This window comes from Moorena sp. SIOASIH, assembly GCF_010671925.1.
Classification (GTDB): Bacteria; Cyanobacteriota; Cyanobacteriia; order Cyanobacteriales; family Coleofasciculaceae; genus Moorena.
Genome location: NZ_JAAHIH010000003.1, coordinates 958904 through 981915 on the forward strand (window position 1 = coordinate 958904; position 23012 = coordinate 981915).

The window sequence follows — 23012 nt, forward strand, 5'->3', positions numbered from 1 at the left end:
ACGGCAAAATACCGTTAAAAATGCTCAAGAATTATTGACGTTTGCCGAAAATCTTGCTCCCTAGGCGAATCATCGTTGCTCCTGCTTTAATAGCCTGCAAATAATCTCCCGACATTCCCATTGATACTTCTTTTAAGTTTAACTGAGTTGTTTGATTAAGCTGTTCCTTGAATTTAGCAACTTCTACAAATGCATCAAAAATTTCATATTCCGATAACCCCAAGGGAAGAATCGTCATTAACCCTTGAATATCTAAGGAATCGCAAGCTTCTAATTCTGGTAACGTTTCTAATAACTGCTCAACAGACCAACCATATTTATTAGGATCGGGCAAAATCTTAATTTGTAAACAAACCTTAGGTCGTTTATTTAACTCATTCGCCCGCCGATTTAAACTCTGGGCTAACTTTAAATCATCAACGGAATGGATCCAGTCCATTGTTTGAACAGCAAGTTTGGCTTTATTCTTTTGTAAGTGACCGATAAAATGCCAGGAAATACCCTCTAAATCTTGTAACTGTTCCTGCTTAGCACAAGCCTCTTGCAAGCGATTTTCTCCAAAATCACGAATTCCAGCACCATAGGCTTCCCGCATTTTTTCTACAGATACGGTTTTGCTCACCGCAATTAAACGGACATTAGGCTTTAACTGTTGACGAATCTGCTGGATATTATCAGTAATAGGTGTAGTCATAGTTAAAGGTATTTTTTCCATAGTCTTCCCTCTTGGCTTTTTCCTCCATGGCTTTAACAAAAATCGGCGAAATTCCCCATCCAACTTTGAAGGTGGGGATGGATAGCCGAACGATTGATTATATGCTATTATGAAAATAACTCGCTTAGGTTTACATGGTCAGGCATGGGCTGATAATAGTTGAGCTAGGTGGATAAGAGATGTAGTCAAAGCGCGTGAACGAACTCGACCACCGTTCGCCACAGCGTTTCGGGTTTCGCCGACGCTAAGCGAACCGAAAAGGCAAGCGCAAGATGTCATGAGACATAATCGACTGGAACACCAGTTATAAACCGCGAAAACCAAGCGGCAAAAAAAGAATTACTGCCTGTGGAAGACGGGCAGCTGCCTGTGGACGCTGAGTAAGACCATCACCAGATTCAGTTCTGGACTTTCTGTGTACGCGGAAGTACCCAACGTGGCATCGGCGGATGAAACGGGAAATCCTGAAGACGAATAAGACCGTCCTTGTGACGCCAGTTGGAAGCCCCAACTTCAGCGGATCTTGTTGGGATACTTCACCCACCAATCACTTTGGAGAAATCTTGCAGGATTACCTCAGCTGACTGGTATCTGTCAGCGAAATGATAGCTCACCATCTTTTCTATAATTTGGGCAAATTCTTCAGGTACATCTGCCAGATTACGCCAGATCACTTCACCAGTTTCTGGGGAAATGGGCAATTGATAGGGACGAATGCCAGTTAATCCTTGAATCCCAATCATACCTAAAGCATAAATATCACTATTGAAACTGGGGTGTCCGGCTAATTGCTCTGGTGGGGCATAACCCCGAGAGCCAATGGCAACCGTAGCATTTCCGTCCTGACTCTGGTCTGGGCTTTTAATCTGTTTAACTGCTCCAAAGTCAATTAGTACCAGTTGACCATCAGTTTGACGACGGATAATATTGCCAGGTTTGATATCCCGGTGGATGACGCCGTATTTGTGGATAAAGACCAGAATTTCTAAGATATCTTTCAGGATATCCGCGACTTCCTTCACTCCAAGCCGTTTATCTACTGGCAATTCGTCACTAAGGGACTCACCGGGAATATATTCTTCCACTAAGTAAAATACTTGATCTTCTTCAAAATAAGCTAGTAGTCTAGGAATCTTTAAATGATTACCCAAGATTTCTAATATTTCTGCTTCAGTGCGGAATAGGCGTCTGGCAATTTTCAAGAATTGCGGATCGCTACGAGCCGGTTTCAATTGCTTGACCACACACTGGGGTGAACCAGGTCGCTGAGTATCTTCTGCTAGATGGATTAGACCAAACCCACCGGAACCAAGAACACGCTTGGTTTGGTAGCGTCCAGCTAGAAGGTTATGTTGGGGTCGGTACTCTACCGATGTGCCATCAGGGTCTGCACCCGCTGTTGGGTTCCAAATTGCTGTGGAATCTTCTTGAGATAAATCGGTTTGTGGTATCGGTATAGTTTTGGTGTTAGTGCTGGAGATGGTTTCGTTTTTTTCTTTCAACAATGCCTGTAACAAGGCCAAGTTCTGTTCCTGTTCTTGAGCTTTTGCTTCAATTTTGCGGCGCTCTTGCTCTGCTTTTATGCTCTCCTGTTTAGCCTTGTAACCGGTGTAAGTCATTACACCAGTACCCGAAAGGATTAATGCCAACGCAGGTGCCACGACAGGTATCCATCCTGAGTTGAGAAATAGCAGGTAGGATGTTCCGAGCAAAATACCTAGAGCAATACTCTCAGACAGTACTAACTGTCGAGTGTTGCGGCTTACCCCAACTAACACGCCCCCTATTAGTGTCCAACCCCAAATCCACAAGCCTTCTGTCCACTCAGACCAAAACCAAAACTGTCCTCTTCCCTCTCCAAGTGCGCCACTGAGCAGTTGACTGACGATTTGACCATGTATCATGACTCCTTGCATATGCTTGCTTTCTTTTTGAGCAAAACTGTAGGGTGTTAAGAAGTCATCATCTTTGATACTAGGAGCATTCATACCGATTAGGACAATCCGGTCTTTGACCAAGTCCGGTTCAATTTCCTCATTCAGAACCTTAGTTAAGGTAACGGTCTCGACAAGGTGATCAGCAGAGCGGTAATTCAATAAAATTTGGTAGCCTCCCGTATCCCCCTTTTGGTAACCTCCAGCAGTAGGAGATATCTTGTTATAGACTGTTTTTCCTAGCTTCATCTGTTTTCGGGAGATGTTTTCGGGCTTGATTCCCCGCTGTTCCAAATAGCTTCGGGCTAACTGAAAGCCGAATGATAATCTGGTGGTGCAACCCACGATGCTGGTATTATCACTGGTATTGTCAAAAAATAATGGAGCCCGCCGGACGATTCCATCGGGGTCTTCAAGTAGATTAACAAAGCCTACACGATGCTGAGAAATGTTTGGGGGGGCTGCAACACTGGATGCTTCTGATTGACCCCGATAGCAAATTGGGATTATGCGATCGCTACTTTGCAGTAGTTCAGAAAATTCAGCATGACCCGGTTCTACTGGACTGTCTCGAAAGATATCGACACCAATGACAGCGGGTTGATGTTGCTCCAACTTCTGTAATACCTCATACATTACAGCATCTTTGATTGAAGACCCTCCTGGAGCTGTTGTGCCTTTTAAATCTGGCTCAGTCACCTCTACTACTAAGAGGCGGTCATCCGGTGGTAAAGCTGGTCGCAGCTCTATCATCCGGTCGAAAGCCTTTAACTCAAAAAACTGCAACATTCCTAGGTGCTTAGACCCTAGCATTAAACCAGTTACCGCCAAACTCGCTATCAATGCTGGGTTTATCCCAACATATTCCCCCAAGCGTTTCAGCCGCGACCAAGCTTTCGTCGGTTTTGGGGGCGGGGGGGAGGGATTTTCCGCCTGGGGGCTAAGTTTTGAGTTGTTTGGTGACTCTTCTGTGGCCACTTTTACCAGCTGAGCACTCATATATAATATTTATCACTAGAAACTATCACCGATACTTTTTAGCTACCAGAATCTACCAAAGTAGACCTAGCCCGCCAATGCAAGATGCTCTCGCATCCAGGGGGTATCTCCCAAAGCCCGCAGGAATATCCCACGAGCGCCATTAATGTCTCTATCCATCACTTGGCCATCAATCTTTGACTTGATGATTTGGCTTCCACCAATATTGACTAACTCGCCAGTCCAGCTAACAGTTTTACTGGTATACGCTTCACAGACATCGACAACTACTTTTCCGTTTTCGGCTGCTTTATGCTTCAAAAACTCTTTGAACCGATAGTGAGCAAAAGAAAGCATATAGCGAACCGTTTTAGATCTGAGTTTTCGGTTTTGTCTCTTGGACATCTCAGACGTCTCAAAAGTGGGAAGCAGTATCACGTCAAAATTATCAACTAAAAACCTGGCCGCCTTGTGATGTAGCTCATTGACCAAGTTCTGAATCCTAATCACCATCCTTCTAGCGGCTTTTCTCATTCGACGTTTTTGCTTACCTTTGGCTTTACTGATTTTTGAAATCAAGTTATCTAGGTACTGACATAGACGTTGAATCCGAGAAAAATCACTATGGCCAATTTTGCCAACGGAAGTCTCACTAAAAAATGTTAAAAAAGCGATGCAGCGCGGTCTTGGGGGTTTCCCCCATGAGCGACTGCATCAAGACAGTCCTAACACCAGGATCCAAAGCCACTACTCTACCTTGGTTTTCGGTTTTAGCGTGAGTTGCCTTGTAGGGGACTACCAGATAATAGTCCCCGTTATTGCTAGTCAATCGACAATCGGAAATGTTATTAGGAAGTGTCTCAGTAAAAGTTAATTCACCTAGCTTTGTGTAGTAAATGCCTTTAGTTGAGACAGCTGATTTTGGGATATAGCAAGACTGAACGGGGTTCTTGCGAGACCTGAATCTAACCCGATTAATTTGCTTAGTCTTTTTAGATTTTTTCTTGGCCTCCCTGACAGCGGTGCACGCATCCTTAATCGCTATGGATTTAATTTGATAAGGTACTGCCTTACACCACTCAGGTAGGTCATTCAATATCCCAGTCTTAATGGCAAACCAGTTAGCCTTAACTTCGCTATTTTCGAGTATTTTGACGGTTTTATTGAACACGTAACGGGACACTCCAAACCACTGACGAACGATTGTTCGTTGTTCAGGGTTTAGGAACACTCGAATCTTCTTTGATTTTTTTACTGTATTTTCGGAGTCCGTGGACAGGGCAAGAGAAGACGTGAATGATGGTTTGAAGATCTGCGGTAAGTTCTGATCAAAAACAATTTTCAGGTTGGTCGAAAACCAGGATTTTTCCACAGTTGAGACCGACCAAGTACTCAATGAGTTCAAACCCGTGGGAGGGATTGCTCCCACGGGTGAGTCTGTCTCTACAGGCAACAACAATCGTGAGCTGATCACAGCGCATAAGTCGTTCCAGTATGGCTCTAAGTTCTTTCCTTTTGTAGTTGAGTCCTGAACCGACGTCAAAGATGATTTCTGCTTCCGGAAAGAGGGAGTGCATATAGGCGATTTGTCGAGCAAGGTCGTCTCTTTGTTTGCCACTACTGACTCGGCAGTAACAGATAGTTGCTGACTGTCTCGACTGTCGTCGCCCAAGACTGAGCAAGCTTTCTGTGTCAAAGAGTCTGGTGCCGCCTGGCGTTTTTTCCCATTTGATGGTGCCATTGTCTGCATACTTCCTCAAAGTGTTCCTAGAAAGTCCCGTAAGTTCGACCGCCTTAGGGAGTGGTACAAGTGCTATGGTTTAAATCTACCAAATAGTTGTAGATTATACTAGATTAGTGGAGACTTTTGCTAACTTTCACAAACCCTTGATGATTCTATAAATAATACGATCAACGGTTTGATCACCCTGCATAGTAGTGACTCATTCTTTGATTCTTAGCCCTGACCTAAGTTGGAAACGTTGCTGTGAGTATTTTCCCGATCGATTTAATCGATTTATGATAAGCAATGGAAGCGAAGTTGCTTACACTACCATTTGGCTTTTTTTTGGTTAGGAAGCAAGTCGTGCTTATTCTGTCAAGCTATCAATCGGATAATCTTAAATTTTTCTTCAACTTCGCCGTGGTCAACCACCCTTATCCCAATTATTGATGCCCACCTGACTAATATTTTGGGTAATTCCACGTTGATAGTTTTGACAGCAAAAACCAGCACTTAGCCTATACAAACAGCTTCCTGTATTTTAGCTTAACAATCTGTGGATAGTATTTCTCCAAGATATCGGCAAGCTTTACTACTCACAGGATGCCCTACCGCCAACTTTTCTGTTTTTGATTGCTTTATCCACACTATAAAGTGTAACTACTGTCATTAACAAGTCCAGTTTCGGCTTTGGTTATCTACTTGAAAAGACTTCCAATTCACCGTTGCTTGTCTATTGTAACTTATTAGTTAGACAAAAAAAGACAAAAAACCCCCATAACTTTCAGGCTGGCTTCAATCGCAGGTTGATAGTTCCTACGGCCTTACTGCTAATCTACACGGTCATCAACCCTGCCAAGTCATCATCCCACCCTGACCTAACTGGTTCATAGGTGGGATGAATCGTAGGGCTTATTGATCACGTAGTCTTCCGAGAGACAAACGTTGGTCAGGTAGTGAGGTTACTTTCCCATACTTTTTAGCTACCAAAGTCTACCAAGATAGACCATTACCCGCCAATGCAAGATGCTCTCGCATCCAGGGTGTATCTACGCGCTTCACGAAGAAATATTCCTCGTGCGCCATAAAAATGTCAAAAAAGTTCGTTCCACCGAGATTACAGCGCAACTATTAAACCCTTGGTTTTCGGCTTTAATTTAAGTTACATAATAATCCCTGTCGGTGTTACCCTAATTTAAGTCTAACAAATAATAAGAGTTTTTGGTAGACTCTGCGACATTTTCTATGAGCTTTTACTCACCTCCGGATTCATCGGTTGGGTTTGTACTACTCCTTTCTGACACAACCTAGAAATTTTTGGGAGATATGTCTAAATTTGTTAATATTTATCGATAAAACCAACCCCTAGATCCAAACAGGTTTTCTAGGGGTGGAGAAGTTTACCGGAAACCCACGGCGGCTTGCCAGACAAAGGCTAGCAGCAAGAAGAACACAGGGATGACTGGTAAAACGTCCACCACTGGACCAAAAATAGAGTAAGCTTCGGGTAATTTTGCTAACAGGAGTGCAGCTTCCATATCTTAAATCTTCCTTTCCAACACAGATTTAATAATTGACATGTATCTTAACATGAAGTGAACAGCCATTGAGCAAATTGTGTAGTGAATTGATCACTTAAGATGGCTGCCCTGATAGCTTGAGTAAACCGAATTAGCTCAGTCACATTGTGCCCAGAGAGTAACATATAGCCTAGAGATTCACGCGATCGCACTAAATGGTTCAAATAAGCACGACTAAAATTCTGACAGCAATAGCAAGGACAACTGGCATCTAAGGGGGAAAAATCTTCCCGAAACCGGGCATTTTTCAAGTTCCAGCGTTCCCCCTGCACTAAGGCAGTACCATGACGTCCCAGGCGAGTGGGAATAACGCAGTCAAACAAGTCTATGCCAGATGCGATCGCTAAAACCATTTCCCTGTAGGTACCGACCCCCATCAGATAACGAGGCTTATGCCATGGCAGTAATGGAGCGGTTGTCTCGACAATTTGGTGAATCAATTCAGCCGGTTCCCCCACACTGACACCACCAATGGCATAACCTGGTAAATCCAACTCGACCAAGGATTCGGCAGCCCTTTGACGCAAATCTAGGTACACCCCACCCTGAACTATACCAAACAGAGCTTGTTGATCGGGGCGATTGTGGGCAACAATACAGCGTTTGAGCCAGCGATAGGTTCGTTGAGTTGCTAATTCCACCTCAGTTCGCTCAGCTGGATAGGGGGGACACTCATCAAATGCCATGATCACATCTGCTCCCAAGGCATGCTGAATTTCCATACACCGTTCTGGGGTTAGATCAATCATCCGCCCATCCCGAGGAGATCGAAAGGTCACCCCCTCTTCGGTAATAGTACGGAGCTGACTTAAGCTAAACACCTGGAACCCACCAGAATCAGTCAAGATTGGTCCGTTCCAACCCATAAATCGATGCAGCCCACCGGCTTGTTTAATGATGGCTTCTCCCGGTTGCAGATGGAGATGATAGGTATTAGCCAAAACCATTTGGGCCCCAGCTACCTCTAACTGGGCTGGTGTTAGAGTTTTTACCGTTGCTAGGGTGCCTACTGGCATAAACCTGGGAGTTTCCACCACACCATGGGGTGTAACAAACACCCCAGCTCTTGCTTTAGTGTGGCTACAGGAAGCCTGACATTGAAATGAAAAATTAATTTTCTGTTGATTCAAGTTGATCTAGGTCTTGAAATATCGTTAACTAGACCATACCGTCTAATTCGCTTAACCCAGCAGGTCAAGCTCTTGTGTATTCGATATTGTGTATTCGATGCATCCAGCTTGGAGCAAGCCAACACTTATTAGAAAACCATTTCACTGAAAACTCCGCCACAAAGCGAGCGAGCCCAGTCCAGATGAAAGTGACTAGGGCGCTTAATGCCTAGAAAAAAACTTCCAGAAAGAAGTTGACACTTTTATAGCGCTAGAGTATACTAAAGATATGAGTACAGGCTGAAAAACCGAACGCGCCCCGCGTGGCCTTTGGCCTTGGCGCAACCGGGGTAGAGACCCGCCACTGCAAGACCTTAAAGTAGTAATGCTCGGAGGGCAGGGAAAATCCTCCTTAAAAACCCAATCGTCAACCAACAATTGACGTGTGAACCCAGAAGAATCACGCTTTGAGAAAAAAAAACGGTACGGTGGGGCACACCGAAACCAGGTGAAAAGGAAGAAAACGGACTATGCACATGCACTTCCTATCAAGTAACCAAACGCCCCATGTGAGAATCGCCCTCTGGGTCTACTATGAACTAAACTAGATTCTTGGTCTTGACGGGTTTTTGGTTTAGATATTGCCTACTTTTTGGCGGCGTCAAAGATTAGGACATAGTGGTTTAAGGCGGCTCGTTGATCATTGAATCCCCGCGTATGCGCGACCGGGGAGTGTCAAACCTTCGAACTTGATTAAGCAACCTGTAACCTGTAACCTATAACCTGTAACCTGTAACCTGTAACCTTCTAACCTTCTAACCTTCTAACCTTCTAACCTAAAAAGGACAATCTCCATCATCATCAATTTGCACATCCCATTTAGCGCTTAGAACCTGTGTGACCATAGCTTCAAGGGCTTCCGCCTGAAGTTGCTCAACACACTCTTGTTGCAAGGGATTCAACAGGGGAATCAGCCGCAACTGACGATTTTCGTTAATTAGGTCAAAGTATGCTTCTTGCTCTGGAGACTGACTCAGTTGTAAATAGTCAAAACTATGGACATTGATGTAAAGTGTCCGATTGGCAATCAGGGTCGAGCAATGGGGATCAGCAAATACTTCCTGAACTAACCCTTCCCCCTGGTTCTTTAGTTGACCATCGAGAGTGTGGATGTAACGGACGCAACCTAAATCACCAAGCAAGCGTTTCATATCTCGCTTGTTGATGATAATGCCAGTTTCAATGATGCAAGGAGCTGGGAGTTGGTGTCGAGATTGGTGGTGACTCATGGATAAAAGCCTATAATGCTTTTCAGGGCTGATATTGACATGCAACTGGTTAATTTAATTGATTGGCGAGGCAACCCTAAAGGTGAAACCAATTGATGAGAACACAGCTGCGGCAACGGGTTAAAACCAACAAGAAAGGTTAATGGTGTTAGGTATTAGCTGTTAGGTTAATGGTATTAGGTATTAGCTGTTGGGTTAATGGTATTAGCTGTTGGGTTAATGGTTCTCGTAGTTAATACCTAATGTAAGCATGCCTAATGGTTAATACAAGCGTATAAGCGTGTAAGGGTATAAGCCTGTAAGGGTCTAAGGGTGCCTAGTAAGCAGCAAGAGATAATTCCAATAGATGCAGGGGATAATCTCTGTTAGGTGTTTATCTTTAAATAGTTCACAGTCAACTAGTCAAATCTAGTCAACTAGATTACTCATTGTTAAGGTTTTACCCTTATTGAGTGAAAACCAACAGCTTATACCCCAAATGGGATAAACCCATTGCTAACTACTTTGTCTTGATGCAGTCGCGCTATGGAGACCGGCTGTGTGGGTCACATTCGAGCACCTTGTCAGCCCCGTGGAAACCACGCCAGTTGCTCATGGGGGAAACCCCCGCAGGTCGGCACTGGCTCCCCTTTGGTGGCGCTGCATCGCTTCTACCTAGGAATGTTGATTGAGCCGTTTTGGTCGGCACGAACTAACTAGATTAGTAGCCCGTTGCTGTTGAGACCTAAGCCATAGGGTGGGGTAAGTTGCTGCTGATATAGCGCTACGGGCAAGGCAAGAGGCAAGAGGCATGCATGCAAAAGTTGACTATAACAGCTTTTGCTGCTTGTATAAATGTCCTAACTTTAATGCGTAGTGCTATAACAACAGCTTATGACACAATACTATCTCAATCTTTCGATGGTGCTCAAAGGAAAATTCAATCAATTTCAGTAACAGCAGTTACCCATGAAGTATTTCACTGGACAACAATTTAGGGAATGGGGACGTCAACTTTTCCGTTCTTTAAGTAGTGCTGTAACTTTTTATACTATTATCCCTTTACCAGCTAGCTGGGGAATGGAGTTTCGGGGCATTGCCCGTTGGGCACCGATGATCGGATTGCTGATTGGGGGGATACTGGTAATATTAGATACTTTATTGCAACAGTTGGGGATGCCAGCACTTACTCGCTCTGCTTTAGTTGTGGTCAGCTGGCTTGCCCTGACTGGAGGATTACACTTAGATGGGGTGATAGACACAGCTGATGGTTTAGCAGTTCCAGATCCCCAGCGCCGTTTAGATGTGATGGCAGATAGTACTACAGGAGCGTTTGGAGCTATGGCCGCCTGTACTCTATTACTGATAAAAACCGCTGCGCTAACTGATATCGGGGCTTACCGGTGGGCAGCTTTGATGGGAGCAGCTGCTTGGGGACGCTGGGGACAAGTAGTAGCGATCGCATTTTATCCCTATCTCAGACCCACCGGTAAAGGGGCATTTCACAAACCATGGATACGTATTCCCCAAGATATTCTCTTGGGATTATTCGTTGTCTTAAGTTTATCTCTAGTGCCAGTGTTGCTAGATCCGACAAATACTTGGTTATCTTTAACCATGGCCATTGGAGGATGTGCGATCGCTCTACTGACTGGCGGCTGGTTTCACCGCCAGCTGGGGGGACATACTGGAGACACTTACGGAGCAGTAGTGGAATGGACAGAAGCACTGTTTCTGTGCTTACTGACCGTCATCCTCCACTAATTCTTTCCCTAATTCTTTGCCAAAGACGACCTGTTGGTTAATCGAGTACTGACCGACTCGACTACTAACCCCCTAAATTGGTTTAAGTCGGGTTATCTTTAATCTGAAGGTACCACCGCCGGTTGAGCCAAAGGCACGCACCCTGATAATGTACTCATCTGTCTCAGTAATGCGAGCAAATAACAATGAGTTAGTACTGCCATCTGGTCCATCATCATTTTCCGCTACCGTAGAACCATCAGAAGCGATCACAGAGATCATCGTGTCAAAGTTGTCTGAGATCAGGTCGATGGCAACTTGGTCTCCCGCATCAAGAGTTACTACATAGTCTCGGGCAAAACCACCATCCCCGATCGGAATATCTTTCTGAGTCAGGGTGTCAACAATTTCTTTGCTATGAGAAATCGGCTGCGGATTGTACAGGTTTTGTGCTCTGGCTACCGGTGCAGTTACGCTCGTTGCCAACAACGTTGCTGCCACAGGTATAACCCAGCTAAACCAAGCAGCAAAAGCTTTACTCATCTAAACTAGATATCTTTTGGTTTGTAACATTTCTAACACTGTACCCTAACCCCCTTAAAAAAGGAGGGTCAAGTCGAGTATGGCCTTAAAGCCGACCCTGGCTATCCCCTGACGATACAACTAGGTTACTCTACTGCTGACGGGATGTTCCACCGCCAAATTTTTAATATTGTTCCTACTTAACTATAGTCATTTTACCAGGACAAAAAAACACAAATTCAACGCGATCGCTATTTCCACCTCACTTCGACATCACCAACTTTATCCAAGTATTAAAACCTTCGAGTCAGTTCTGCTCTCTCCTCAAAAAAAACGCCATTTTCTGACATCAAACTGAGTTTATTAAACTCAATATTTTCTTCGGAAGAGTTTTTTTAACTAGCACTTGTCAATGATTCATTTTTCCTATATAATAGGATTGTCGGAATAGTTAAGGAAAAAGACAGATGAACAAGTGTGTTTGTACTACCGAAGCAGCATCTCTCTTAGGTATTTCTTCTCGGCGATTGCGCCAACTTCTAGAGAAGGGTCGGGTTCGGGGTGCCTATAAAAGTGGGAAATTCTGGATTATTCCCTTGTTCAACAATCTCCCCCAAATAACCAAAGGCTCTAGAGGACCAAAAGGCAAATGGCGCACTAATCGTGCTCCGGCCATAGCTAAGATCAATGTCAACCGCAATAACATTGGCTCGAATATCCACAAAAGCCCCGAAGAACGGAAGCCAGTGATTTCCGTAAAACGAAGCGGCAACAATATATACGGCAACCAGGTAGAAATCCTTGGTCCGTGTCGGATTGTCTATAACCCAGATAAACCACTGTCTTGTGGTGCTCGTCTATGGATCGAAACCTTCAGTGATGTCCACTTCATTGGTGGCAGTTTCCCTGCCACTAGCTAATGGTGGATTTTGGAGCGTCCGCTCACCATAGCGCAATAATCGTTGGATCGCTTCCAGACGATTGTCCCATACCTGGACTTGATACGGTTGCTCAACCGATTGTCCAAACATCCACGTTTGAAAGCGAGTACGGAAGGATGAAATGGACAATTGTGCTGATAGCAAGCTCATCATGGATGGCTTGTCCGCTAGTCGATTCAGCAACAGGGAGAGGGTATCGGCTTGTTGTCCCCACTCTGAAAGGTCTGGTTCCCCAATCACGATTTGATTATTTGCTAACATAAAACTCCATTCCTGTTGCAGAGCCTGATAACGTTCTGCTGCAGCTAGGAACGGTTGACGGTAAGGTACTTGTACTTCAGTGGTAGGCTCTTGTTGTCCTTGAGTACGAGTCAAGATACCCCTGAGATTATCATTGAGATTTTCTACTGCAAATAGGGCATAGCCAGGAGCTGGTAAATCTCGCAGCAGTTGAATTTGGTCAACTGCTACAATATCGGGCAAATTCAATAGGCGAATTCCTGGCAAAACTAACGCTGAGCTGAGGGATGATTTTTTTAGCCATGGCTGGGCTAATTTCTGTAACTCTTCCGTTTCCAACGCATAAGTCATCGGTACCATCAGGTCAATCTCACCCCGAGACGCCCAATCTTCCCAGTTTTGTTGGATTTTTTGCAATCGCTCTTCCCTAGGCATGGGAAACACAGCAGCAGATATAATCAAGTCGGGACGTTTCTGGCGCAGCATTTGTGACACTGACTTGACTAAAGTGTCGATTTGCTGTACACGAAAATCTGTCCACTGTTGCCATAAGTTCTGATCCTTTGGGTCAATCTCAATGGGGTCAACACCGGTCAATACCTGGAACTGTTCACGGGCTGCCTTACCATAGCCAAAGGTATGACCAGCTTTGGGGTCTTGAAACGGGTAGCGAATATAGTCGAGCTGAATCCCATCCACTTCATAGCGGCTGGCTATTTCTTCTAATAGCTGGGTTAGATAATCCCGCACTTCCGGATTAGCCGGGTCAAGAAATGCCTTTCTAGTTCTCTTGTGAAACAGACGTTTTTCGTTATCCAAGATTCCCCAGCCTGGATTCTTCGATAGCACTGGTCCTAGATAGTCTGCTGGTTGATCCAAAACCGCATTGTGCCGCTGGTTAGCTGCAGCAAACATCCAAACCCAAGCGTGCAATTCCATCCCTCGTTCATGGGCTAACTTCACTGCCGCTTTTAGGGGATCCCATCCCTCAACCAGGGGATTTTGCTCTGGTGCGATCGCACTCGGGTAAATAGTATAACTAGCGTTAACCGTTTCAAAAAAGACCGTGTGAAAACCAGCTGTAGCCAATTTGTCAAAAATCTTAGCTAAATCTTTTTCAGACTTGGCTTTAACAATAGTACCCCGGTCTAGCCAAATTGCTCGAATCTCTGACTGGGCTAGTTTATGATCAGTTGGGTAGTTTTCCCATAGGGTATTTCGTGCTGTCATCCACAGCTGACTTGCCTTTTGATACTCCCTGCGAGCCACTGCTCGACGGAAGTTTTCCAAACCCACTCTGGCCTGATTCAATGCTTCAATAGCTGAGTCAGTAGCTAAGTCAGTTTCATCCGTTGTTTCCTCTGTTTCCTCGGAGGTTTCCGACACTTGCTTCGCACCAGCAGTGACAAATTGTTCGATAGCAGCGCCTGTAGATAAATTCAGATTACTGTTAGCTGCATAGGCTCTTAGCAAAGCACTTTCAAACCGACCAATCAGATTTTCCAACTCCCGCTCCATCGAAGTGGCTTGCTTTAGGGTTCGAATTCGTCTTCTATATCGCGGTGGTGGCGCTTTTGCTGGCTTGGGTGACGGGGCTAATTGGGAATTGGTAGGGTTGGCGGAAGCATCTGTGTTATTGCCAGACTCTGAATCTTCTGTTTCCACCTGTTTCTGGGCAATAGTAGTTTCGATATCCCGACAATGTTGTGGTGAGTGATCAGAGGATTCCGAAGATGTAGATGAATCAGTGGTGAGTTGGACATCACTGAGCTGGGCATCAGTGACTTGGACATCATAGCGACCAAGAGCTGCTCGTAACCAAGCACTATCGACCTCCGCCGGAGCTACCCGATCGATACCCCAGCGCCAACCAAAAAACGTAGCATTATTAGAGGTTACTACAGCAGGGGGCTTGTCAACCTGACTCCAGACTGCAACAGTAGTGGAATTAAGATCAGCAGGAATAAGAGTACCACCCTGAATGATACCTGTAATTCCAGTATCCTGCACCCATGTTTGGTTACTGTCTGGGGAAGGATGGAGGATAGAGGGTTGAGTCATCGCAAACCCCCAATAGGCACCCAAAAGCTCACGCAATTGTTTGCGGATGTCAGGTTTGGAAAGTAACCCAGTCGGACCGCTAACAATCACTTTTCCTCCTTGTGCGATCCACTCCTGTAAGGCTTGGAATTGTTTTGGGTGGAGGAACTCGACATTGGGCAAAAATAGCAAGTTAGTGTTATGGAAGTCAGAGGCTTTCTTAACCTCAGTCAAGTCAACAATACAGTAGTTAACTCCAATTGAATGTAAGCGTTCGGTAATGCCAGACCAATGCCCTTGATTATCCAGACTCTTAACTACCCCCAGTTGCACCGTTTCAGCTCTAGCAGCTGGTGACCATGGTAGACAATTGAGCAAAAGCCCGATCAAGGTACTAACGACAATAGTCTTGGGCTCGATAGGATTAGATTTGACTCTGGTTAAATCTCCGATCAAGGGGGTTAGCTGCTTGGACAAATACCACTGCCAATTGGAACTATCACTACTCCTGAACACCATTCACTCCTTAAAATTAGTTATCAAAATCCTAACCTCTGTTGGTAATTAACAAGGTTAGCGAGAAGTACCGATTTAGATCAGTCAGTGCGATCGCAGTAGGTATTGGTTCAATTGTTGTTTATGACTGGTATAACCCATACGGGATATCATCTCGGCTAGAATTAGCTGAGCTTGTAGGGTGGGCAAAAACAGTTTGATTGTTTTGAGTATTCTAGATTATATTACTTTGCCCACCCTACTTTAATTCCTCTGATAGCTGATAGCTGTTCGCGTAGCGCTTAAGCTGATAACTGATAGCTTACGAATTAGCTGAGATTAAGGGAATAGTTTTACCATCAATGATTACTTTTCTTGAGTTGATGATTGACATAAGTACGAAGAACGTTATTAATCGATGATTGATAGCCTTTTCCTTGACTTTTAAACCAGTCTATGATGTCGCTATCTAAACGAATAGAAATCGCTTTTTTAGTAATTGGTTTAACCATTTTGGCATTTTCCCAAAAATGATCGTCTAACTCAGGTATATCTGAAGTATCAATGTCAGAGTCAGGAATAGTTTTGATTTCTTCAAGTCGTTTGGGCGAGATACTCATAATACTTTCTCCTTGTCTTGCAGCGGTCACCGGTCAGTGGTCAGCTAACGTAACAAAGATTAAACCAATCCTTAGCTATTTTATTCAAAAATTCCGTGTAAGCATTCAGCCGTCAGCCGTCAGCCGTCAGCTTTCCATAACTCAGATTAAACTAATGCTTACCTGTTGTCTTGATGCAGTCGCTCATGGGGGAAACCCCCAAGACCGCGCTGCATCGCTTATTCAAAAGCTGTTATCTTTGCTTACCCTATGCCCATAAGCATCTCAAATAGCCTGTCCACAGCCCATAAGCTGATAGCTGATAGCTGATAACTGATAGCTGATAGCACCTCAAGTAGCGTGCGCGTAGCGCATATGCTTACCTACGGAGTAGGAGTATGAAGTAAGGTGAAGCAAATTGGATGGCTCTGATAATTATTAAAAACGTTAGAATTATTTATGTATAAAGATAAACCGTAAACATTCAGGTAAGCTTATGGGCATAGGCTGATAGCTGATAGCTGATAGCTGATAGCTGAATGCTTACGATAAACCCTACCCAAATTAATATCCTGGATAGGTTGGGCATCTCAGATGAAAACTAATAAGCATCGGTCAGTCTGTGGGAAATTAAAGCAGCAGTTAAATAACAGAGTTAAACGCTGGTTTAATTCCCCTAAAAATGGTCATAGCAGCACCACACAACCAATAGCTGTTAATGTGGCAGAGCCTTATGCTCCCTACAAACCTCCCTCAACTACTCAGCCACCTAACTACAGCAACGGCGTAAGTCATCTTACCTGGCCCCCTGGTTATCGGCTACAGAAGGGTAAGTATATCATCGAAAAAAAACTAGGAGAAGGTGGGCTGGGTATTACCTATTTAGCTCGAACTAAAACAGGCGATCGCATTGTTATTAAAACTATCCTTAATCATGTACTACGCCAAGATAATTTATTAGAATATTGGAAAATTTTCGCCAACGAAGCGGTAAAGTTAGCCCAATGTAGCTGTGGCAATCCTCATCTAGTTAGCTTATGTGAAGAAATCATCCGAGAAGGTGAACTGCCCTGCCTAATCATGGAATACATCGAGGGGGAAACCTTGTCGGCTCTGGTGAAATGGCAGGGTGTGCTTTCGGAAGAGAAAGCCTTGCTTTACATCGGGCAAATTGGTAGCGCCCTCTGGGACATTCATCAGCAAGGGTTGCTCCATCGGGATGTTAAACCCAATAACATCATGGTGGGTCACGATGGTTCTGGTGCCGTGTTGATTGATTTGGGTATTGCCACTAAGTTTATCCCTGGGGTTAAACAAACTCATCTTTGTGCTGTGACTCCAGGCTATGCTCCTCTGGAACAATATGAGTTCCGAGGGCAACAGGGTCCCTACACCGATGTTTATGCTTTGGCCGCTACCTTGTATGTTCTTTTAACTGGAAATGAACCACTACCAGCTGATGAGCGGGTTGAGGGAGCTGTATTACCACCACCAAACTATCTTAATCCCCAGATTAGCGATCGCATAAATCAAGCCATTCTCCATGGTATGAATTTGGTGGCTAGCGATCGCCCTCAGTCTATACCAGAATTTTTAAACTTACTGGGTATTGAATTACCAAATAATAATAGCACAAATAGCACCAATAATCAACAACAGACAATAGCTCAAGTTGGAGACTTTTATATAGAACGTCCCCAAGATGCTGAGTGTTATCAAAAGATTTCACAACCAGGAGCGCTAATTCGGATTAAAGCACCGAAGCTGATGGGTAAAACCTTACTCAGTCATCGGATTCTTGATTATGCTAAGTCTAGGGGTTATCGCACGGTTTATTTGAATCTGAATGAATTCCCTTGCCATGACTTGGATATATTTTTACAGTCTTTTTGTGTGCGGGTTACTCAAAAATTGAAATTACCTAATGAGTTGCAAAATTATTGGGAAGATAGTTTTTTTACCAGTGAAGTAAAGTGTAGCACCTACTTTGAAGAGTATTTGTTGGTTTCTTCAGAGAGTCCTTTGGTTTTATGTCTCGATAACCTAGAGCGAGTTTTTCCTCATCAACAAGTTGCTGAAGGTTTTCTTACTTTGCTGCGGAGTTGGCATGAAAATGGCCAGTTTTATGATATTTGGAAAAGACTAAGGTTGATAGTGGTTTATGCTACGGAAGTTTATATTGACTTGGCTATCAATAAATCGCCTTTTAATGTAGGATATCCTGTAGATTTAACTGATTTATCCTTGGATCAGGTTCAGAAATTGGCTAGATTTCATGCTCTAAATTTATCAGTTAATTCATTGCAACAATTAATGGCTATGGTAGGGGGACATCCTTATTTATTACAGTTAGCTTTCTCTACTCTTAGCAAAAATCCCAACATCACCATGGAACATCTGTTAGAAACCGCCCCGACAGAATCAGGGATTTATCGCCATCATTTGCGAGAACTTTTAAATAATCTGATGCTCCATCCCAATTTACTAAACGCTTTCAAAAAATTACTGACAACTACTCAAGCAGTGCGCCTGGATTATAAGGAAACCTATCTGTTAGAAAGTCTGGGATTAGTCAGAGCAATCGGTAATGATTGTATTCCGAGATATAATTTGTATCGTGAGTATTTTAGTAACAGACTTTTTTAGTTAGGGAGCAGGGAGCAGGGAGCAGGGAGCAGATAAGAGGCAAGAGGCAATAGGCAATAGGCAAGAGGTAAAAAATCCTGTGTACCTCATAGCTATAATAAACGCTATAAAACCAAATCCTACTCGAATATCTTCACTACTGTTCCCTACTCCCTACTCCCTACTCCCTACTCCCTACTCCCTACTCCCTACTCCCTTTCCTACCATGACCAACCAACCAACAATCTATCAAGTTGGGGGAAGTTTACCTAACGATGCTGCTACTTATGCAGTCAGAAAAGCTGATACGGAAATTTTTGATGCTTTGATGGCTGGGGAATTTTGTTATGTGCTGAACTCGCGACAGATGGGTAAGTCTAGTTTGCGGGTAAAAACCATGCAAAGACTAATAGATAGGGGAGTAGCTTGTGCTTCTGTTGATGTTACCCAAATTGGCAATTACGTAACGTCAGAGCAATGGTATGCTAGCTTAATTAAGACTATGGTAAATAGTTTTAAGCTCTCAGATAAATTCAAGGTTTTACCTTGGTTACGAGAGCGTAAGCAACTCTCGCCAGTAATGTGGTTGGGTGAGTTTATTGAAGAGGTGCTGTTGTCAGAGATTCCAGAAAATCTTGTTATCTTTCTGGATGAAATTGATAGTATTATTAAGGTAGAGTTTAAAGATGATTTCTTTGCCTTTATTCGCAGTTGTTATAACCAAAGAGCCGAAAAACCAGTCTACAAGCGGCTGAGTTTTTGTTTGCTGGGAGTAGCAACTCCAGCGGATTTGATTCAGGATAAACAGCGCACTCCCTTTAATATTGGTCGGGATATTGAACTGACTGGGTTTACCTTTGAGGAGGCGAAAACACCACTGCTCCCTGGTTTGGTAGGGAAAGTGGATAATCCTGAACAGGTGTTAGCTGAGATATTGCACTGGACAGGGGGACAACCGTTTCTGACCCAGAAGTTGTGTAAGTTAATGGTGGAGCATTCTCAAGCTTCCCCCTTATTAAGGGGGACGGGAGGGGGATCTATCGATAGCACTTCTGGAGGGGAATCGAACCATGGTCTGGCTTCCCCCTTATTAAGGGGGACGGGAGGGGGATCTATCGATAACACTGCGGGAGGGAGATCCCCCCTAACCCCCCTTAACAAGGGGGGAACTGGAGTTGGAGAAACTTCTGGAGGGGAATCGAACCATGGTCTGGCTTCCCCCTTATTAAGGGGGACGGGAGGGGGATCTATCGATAACACTCCGGAATTGGGTACCCCCCTAACCCCCCTTAACAAGGGGGGAACTGGAGTTGAGGGAACTGGAGTTGAGGGCACTTCTGGAGGGGAATCGAACCATGGTCTGGCTTCCCCCTTATTAAGGGGGACGGGAGGGGGATCCATCGATAGCACTCCGGAATTGGGTACCCCCCTAACCCCCCTTAACAAGGGGGGAACTGGAGTTGAGGAAACTGGAGTTGAGGGCACTTCTGGAGGGAAATCAAACCATTCTCAAGCTTCCCCCTTATTAAGGGGGACGGGAGGGGGATCCATCGATAGCACTCCGGAATTGGGTACCCCCCTAACCCCCCTTAACAAGGGGGGAACTTCTGGAGGGGGATCCATCCACAGCAGTTCAAGATTGGGTACCCCCCTAACCCCCCTTAACAAGGGGGGAACTTCTGGAGTTGCACAGGTCGCCCGTAGCCAGATTATTGACAATTGGGTATCTCAGGATAAGCCAGAGCACTTGAAGACTATACGCGATCGCATTCTCAGAAATGAGCAACGGGCGAGTAGGCTGTTGGGATTGTATCAGCACGTATTAGATCAGGGTAGTCTTGCTGCTGATGGCAGTGAAGAACAGACAGAATTAAGGCTATCGGGGTTAGTAGTAGAGCGGGATGGCTCTTTGACAGTTAACAACTGGATTTATGGCAGTGTTTTTGATCGGGATTGGGTTAAGCAGGAATTAGTGAGACTGCGTCCCTATTCTGAAGCCTTTACTGCTTGGGTTGAGTCTGGGTGTCAGGATGAAGCTCGTTTGTTGCGGGGGGTGGCGTTAGAGAATGCTCAAGCTTGGGCTAAGGGTAAAAGTTTGAGCGATTTGGATTATCAGTTTTTGGCGGCTGGTCAGGAATTAGACCGCAGGGTATTGGCAGAAGAAAGGCGCATCTTAACTCAAGCCCAAGCGAAAGCGAAGCGAACCATACGGAGAGGGGGTTTAGCACTGGGTTTGTTCTCAGTTGTAGCAATAATTGTGGCTGTGGTAACTGGGATCAAAGCTAGAGAGAATTTTCAACAATCACAGGAAGCTCAAGCAGGTACCCAACTAGAAAAACAAGCGCTTAGTATTTTACGACGGTTGCCAGGGGATAATGGTTACTATGGCAATCGTGAGCTTTTATACTCAGCCATGAATACTGGGCAACAGCTATTTAATATCGTGAAAGATGGTCGCCCTTTGGATAAGTATCCTACCATTAGTCCTCTCTATGTTCTACACCAAAGTCTTAGTAAATTCAAAGAAAAGAAAAAATTTCAAGGACATCAATCCTGGGTAACAAGTGTAAGTTTTAGCCCAGATGGTAAAACCCTGGCTACGGCATCAAATGACAAAACGGTCAGACTTTGGGATTTACAAGGAAATCAATTAGCTCTGTTTAAAGGAGATCAATCCGAAGTAAATAGTGTCAGTTTTAGCCGAAATGGTCAGATGCTCGCTTCTGCATCATGGGACAATACGGTCAGAGTTTGGGATTTAGAAGGAAACCAATTAGCTCTGTTTAAAGGACATCAATCCTCGGTGTGGAATGTCAGTTTTAGCCGAGATGGTCAGATGCTCGCTTCTGCATCAAGAGACAATACGGTCAGACTCTGGAATTTAGAAGGAAATCAATTAGCACTCTTTGAAGGACATCAAGGCTCGGTAAATAGTGTTAGTTTTAGCCGAGATGATAAGGTGCTCGCTTCTGGATCATATGACAAAACGGTCAGAGTTTGGGATTTAGAAGGAAATCAATTAGCACTCTTTGAAGGACATCAAGGCCCGGTAAATAGTGTCAGTTTTAGCCGAGATGGTAAGGTGCTTGCTTCTGGATCATATGACAAAACGGTCAGAGTTTGGGATTTACAGGGAAATCAATTAGCACTCTTTGAAGGACATCAAGGCCCAGTAAATAGTGTCAGTTTTAGCCGAGATAGTCAGATGCTCGCTTCTGCATCATCCGACAAAACGGTCAGAGTTTGGGATTTACAGGGAAATCAATTAGCACTCTTTGAAGGACATCAAGGCCCAGTAAATAGTGTCAGTTTTAGCCGAGATAGTCAGATGCTCGCTTCTGCATCATCCGACAAAACGGTCAGACTCTGGGCAGTTGAAGATTTAGGTGAGATGCTGACTCGGGGCTGTAAGTTGTTGGAAGATTACTTTGTGGATCATCCTGAACATTTAGAAAGCTTAGAGAAATGCCAAGATTCAGATGGCAAAATAGCTGCAGCTTCTGGTTTTGTCAAACAAGGTGAGTACTTAGCGAAAAACGGGAATGTTGATGGTGCTATTGCTAAGTTCCAAAAAGCCAAACAATGGAATCCGGAGCTAGAATTAGAGCCAGAAAAAAATGCAAAATCGATCGCTCTTTTTACAAAAGGTGAGCAGTTAGCTAAAGAGGGGGATGTTGAGGGTGCTATTGCTAAGTTTGAAGAAGCCAAAGAATGGAATCCTGAGCTAGAATTAGAGCCAGATAAAAAAGCCAAACAGCTAGCAGCACTCGCTAAAGTTAAACAAGGTCAGCAGTTAGCTAAAAAGGGGGATGTTGAGGGTGCTATTGCTAAGTTTAAAGAAGCCAAAAAAATAAATTCTAATCTAGAATTAGAGCCAGAAAAAAATGCAAAATCGATCGCTCTTGTTACAGAAGGTGAGGAGTTAGCAATACAGGGGGATGTTGAGGGTGCTATTGCTAAGTTTAAAGAAGCCAAAGAATGGAATCCCGAGCTAGAATTAGAGCCAGATAAAAAAGCCAAACAGCTAGCAGCATTTGCTAAAGTTGAACAAGGTACGGAGTTAGCTAAAGAGGGTAAATTAACCAAAGCCCTATCTCTCTATAAAGAAGCACAACAACTAGATCCAATCCTAGAACTTAATCCTTTGTCTTTGAATCGAATCTGTAGGTTTGGTAGTCTCCATGGATATGCTGCTGACGTGATCGATACCTGTGAAAAAGCAGTAGCCAAAGCACCTAAATATAAATATGAAAGATATCAACATAGTCGTGGTGTGGCTAGAGCCCTGACTGGGGATACCGCAGGAGCAATATCAGATTTTCAGGCATTTGTAGATTGGACTAGCAATGATAAGTGGAAAGCACAACGGCAAAAATGGATAGATGAGCTTGGGGCTGGTAAGAATCCTTTTACGGAAGAGGTGTTGAAGGATTTACTTGAGGAGGAAGGGTGGTAAGAGGCATGCTAGCAATAGGCATGCTAGCAATAGGCATGCTAGCA

At 44.3% G+C, this 23012-nt stretch carries 14 protein-coding genes and 1 pseudogene; 5 read left to right on the plus strand and 10 right to left on the minus strand.

Annotated elements, in window-relative coordinates; genetic code table 11:
- Positions 1-31: 31 nt before the first annotated feature.
- From F6J90_RS19525 to F6J90_RS19555, 7 genes and pseudogenes are all read right to left on the minus strand, one after another.
- Positions 32-694 carry a YggS family pyridoxal phosphate-dependent enzyme gene (locus tag F6J90_RS19525; RefSeq protein ID WP_293097849.1) on the minus strand — a complete coding sequence of 221 codons (663 nt, stop codon included), beginning with the start codon at positions 692-694 and terminating at the stop codon, positions 32-34.
- Between the two features lie 557 nt (positions 695-1251).
- Positions 1252-3648 (minus strand): CHASE2 domain-containing serine/threonine-protein kinase, encoded by a 2397-nt coding sequence (locus tag F6J90_RS19530; RefSeq protein ID WP_293097012.1) that lies wholly within the window; start codon positions 3646-3648, stop codon positions 1252-1254.
- A 66-nt stretch (positions 3649-3714) separates the two neighbouring features.
- Positions 3715-4999: pseudogene (locus F6J90_RS19535) on the minus strand (transposase).
- Entirely contained in the window at positions 4956-5387 is a 432-nt protein-coding gene (locus F6J90_RS19540; protein WP_366513784.1) for a recombinase family protein, read from the minus strand. The pseudogene F6J90_RS19535 and the gene F6J90_RS19540 overlap by 44 nt, the downstream one beginning before the upstream one ends.
- A gap of 1363 nt (positions 5388-6750) precedes the next feature.
- A complete protein-coding gene (locus tag F6J90_RS19545; RefSeq protein WP_071106415.1) occupies positions 6751-6888 on the minus strand; it encodes a photosystem II reaction center protein K in 138 nt (45 codons plus the stop codon).
- Positions 6889-6935: 47 nt separating this feature from the next.
- Complete coding sequence (gene tgt / locus F6J90_RS19550; RefSeq protein ID WP_293097017.1) at positions 6936-8060, minus strand: tRNA guanosine(34) transglycosylase Tgt; 1125 nt, start codon at positions 8058-8060, stop codon at positions 6936-6938.
- An 815-nt stretch (positions 8061-8875) separates the two neighbouring features.
- Positions 8876-9328, minus strand: coding sequence for a hypothetical protein (locus F6J90_RS19555; RefSeq protein WP_071106417.1), 453 nt, complete (start codon positions 9326-9328; stop codon positions 8876-8878).
- A gap of 948 nt (positions 9329-10276) precedes the next feature.
- Between F6J90_RS19555 and cobS the strand changes: the two genes are divergently transcribed.
- Positions 10277-11071, plus strand: a complete 795-nt coding sequence (gene cobS, locus F6J90_RS19560) for an adenosylcobinamide-GDP ribazoletransferase (protein ID WP_293097023.1) — start codon at positions 10277-10279, stop codon at positions 11069-11071.
- Between the two features lie 72 nt (positions 11072-11143).
- On the opposite strand, the gene F6J90_RS19565 is transcribed toward cobS, so the two are convergent.
- Positions 11144-11593 (minus strand): PPC domain-containing protein, encoded by a 450-nt coding sequence (locus F6J90_RS19565; RefSeq protein ID WP_293097026.1) that lies wholly within the window; start codon positions 11591-11593, stop codon positions 11144-11146.
- Between the two features lie 446 nt (positions 11594-12039).
- Between F6J90_RS19565 and F6J90_RS19570 the strand changes: the two genes are divergently transcribed.
- Positions 12040-12492, plus strand: a complete 453-nt coding sequence (locus F6J90_RS19570; protein WP_293097029.1) for a helix-turn-helix domain-containing protein — start codon at positions 12040-12042, stop codon at positions 12490-12492.
- Here the strand turns inward: F6J90_RS19570 and F6J90_RS19575 are convergent.
- On the minus strand, positions 12430-15312 hold the full coding sequence (locus F6J90_RS19575; RefSeq protein WP_293097032.1) for a family 10 glycosylhydrolase: 2883 nt from the start codon (positions 15310-15312) through the stop codon (positions 12430-12432). The two genes, F6J90_RS19570 and F6J90_RS19575, sit on opposite strands and share 63 nt — an antisense overlap.
- A gap of 335 nt (positions 15313-15647) precedes the next feature.
- Positions 15648-15908, minus strand: a complete 261-nt coding sequence (locus tag F6J90_RS19580) for a BrnA antitoxin family protein (RefSeq protein ID WP_293097034.1) — start codon at positions 15906-15908, stop codon at positions 15648-15650.
- Between F6J90_RS19580 and F6J90_RS19585 the strand changes: the two genes are divergently transcribed.
- From F6J90_RS19585 to F6J90_RS19595, 3 genes are all read left to right on the plus strand, one after another.
- A complete protein-coding gene (locus tag F6J90_RS19585) occupies positions 15892-16167 on the plus strand; it encodes a hypothetical protein (RefSeq protein WP_293097037.1) in 276 nt (91 codons plus the stop codon). The genes F6J90_RS19580 and F6J90_RS19585 overlap by 17 nt on opposite strands.
- Positions 16168-16481: 314 nt before the next feature.
- Positions 16482-18533: an AAA-like domain-containing protein gene (locus F6J90_RS19590; RefSeq protein WP_293097040.1), complete on the plus strand. Its 2052-nt coding sequence runs from the start codon at positions 16482-16484 to the stop codon at positions 18531-18533.
- Positions 18534-18738: 205 nt separating this feature from the next.
- Positions 18739-22968 (plus strand): AAA-like domain-containing protein, encoded by a 4230-nt coding sequence (locus F6J90_RS19595; protein WP_293097855.1) that lies wholly within the window; start codon positions 18739-18741, stop codon positions 22966-22968.
- Positions 22969-23012 lie beyond the last annotated feature (44 nt).

Bases quoted from the DNA above. Each gene is read 5' to 3' on its own strand.
- F6J90_RS19525 (WP_293097849.1), bottom strand. From the start codon at position 694: ATGACTACACCTATTACTGATAATATCCAGCAGATTCGTCAACAGTTA.
- F6J90_RS19530 (WP_293097012.1), bottom strand. From the start codon at position 3,648: ATGAGTGCTCAGCTGGTAAAAGTGGCCACAGAAGAGTCACCAAACAAC.
- F6J90_RS19545 (WP_071106415.1), bottom strand. From the start codon at position 6,888: ATGGAAGCTGCACTCCTGTTAGCAAAATTACCCGAAGCTTACTCTATT.
- F6J90_RS19555 (WP_071106417.1), bottom strand. From the start codon at position 9,328: ATGAGTCACCACCAATCTCGACACCAACTCCCAGCTCCTTGCATCATT.
- cobS (WP_293097023.1), top strand. From the start codon at position 10,277: ATGAAGTATTTCACTGGACAACAATTTAGGGAATGGGGACGTCAACTT.
- F6J90_RS19565 (WP_293097026.1), bottom strand. From the start codon at position 11,593: ATGAGTAAAGCTTTTGCTGCTTGGTTTAGCTGGGTTATACCTGTGGCA.
- F6J90_RS19570 (WP_293097029.1), top strand. From the start codon at position 12,040: ATGAACAAGTGTGTTTGTACTACCGAAGCAGCATCTCTCTTAGGTATT.
- F6J90_RS19575 (WP_293097032.1), bottom strand. From the start codon at position 15,312: ATGGTGTTCAGGAGTAGTGATAGTTCCAATTGGCAGTGGTATTTGTCC.
- F6J90_RS19580 (WP_293097034.1), bottom strand. From the start codon at position 15,908: ATGAGTATCTCGCCCAAACGACTTGAAGAAATCAAAACTATTCCTGAC.
- F6J90_RS19590 (WP_293097040.1), top strand. From the start codon at position 16,482: ATGAAAACTAATAAGCATCGGTCAGTCTGTGGGAAATTAAAGCAGCAG.
- F6J90_RS19595 (WP_293097855.1), top strand. From the start codon at position 18,739: ATGACCAACCAACCAACAATCTATCAAGTTGGGGGAAGTTTACCTAAC.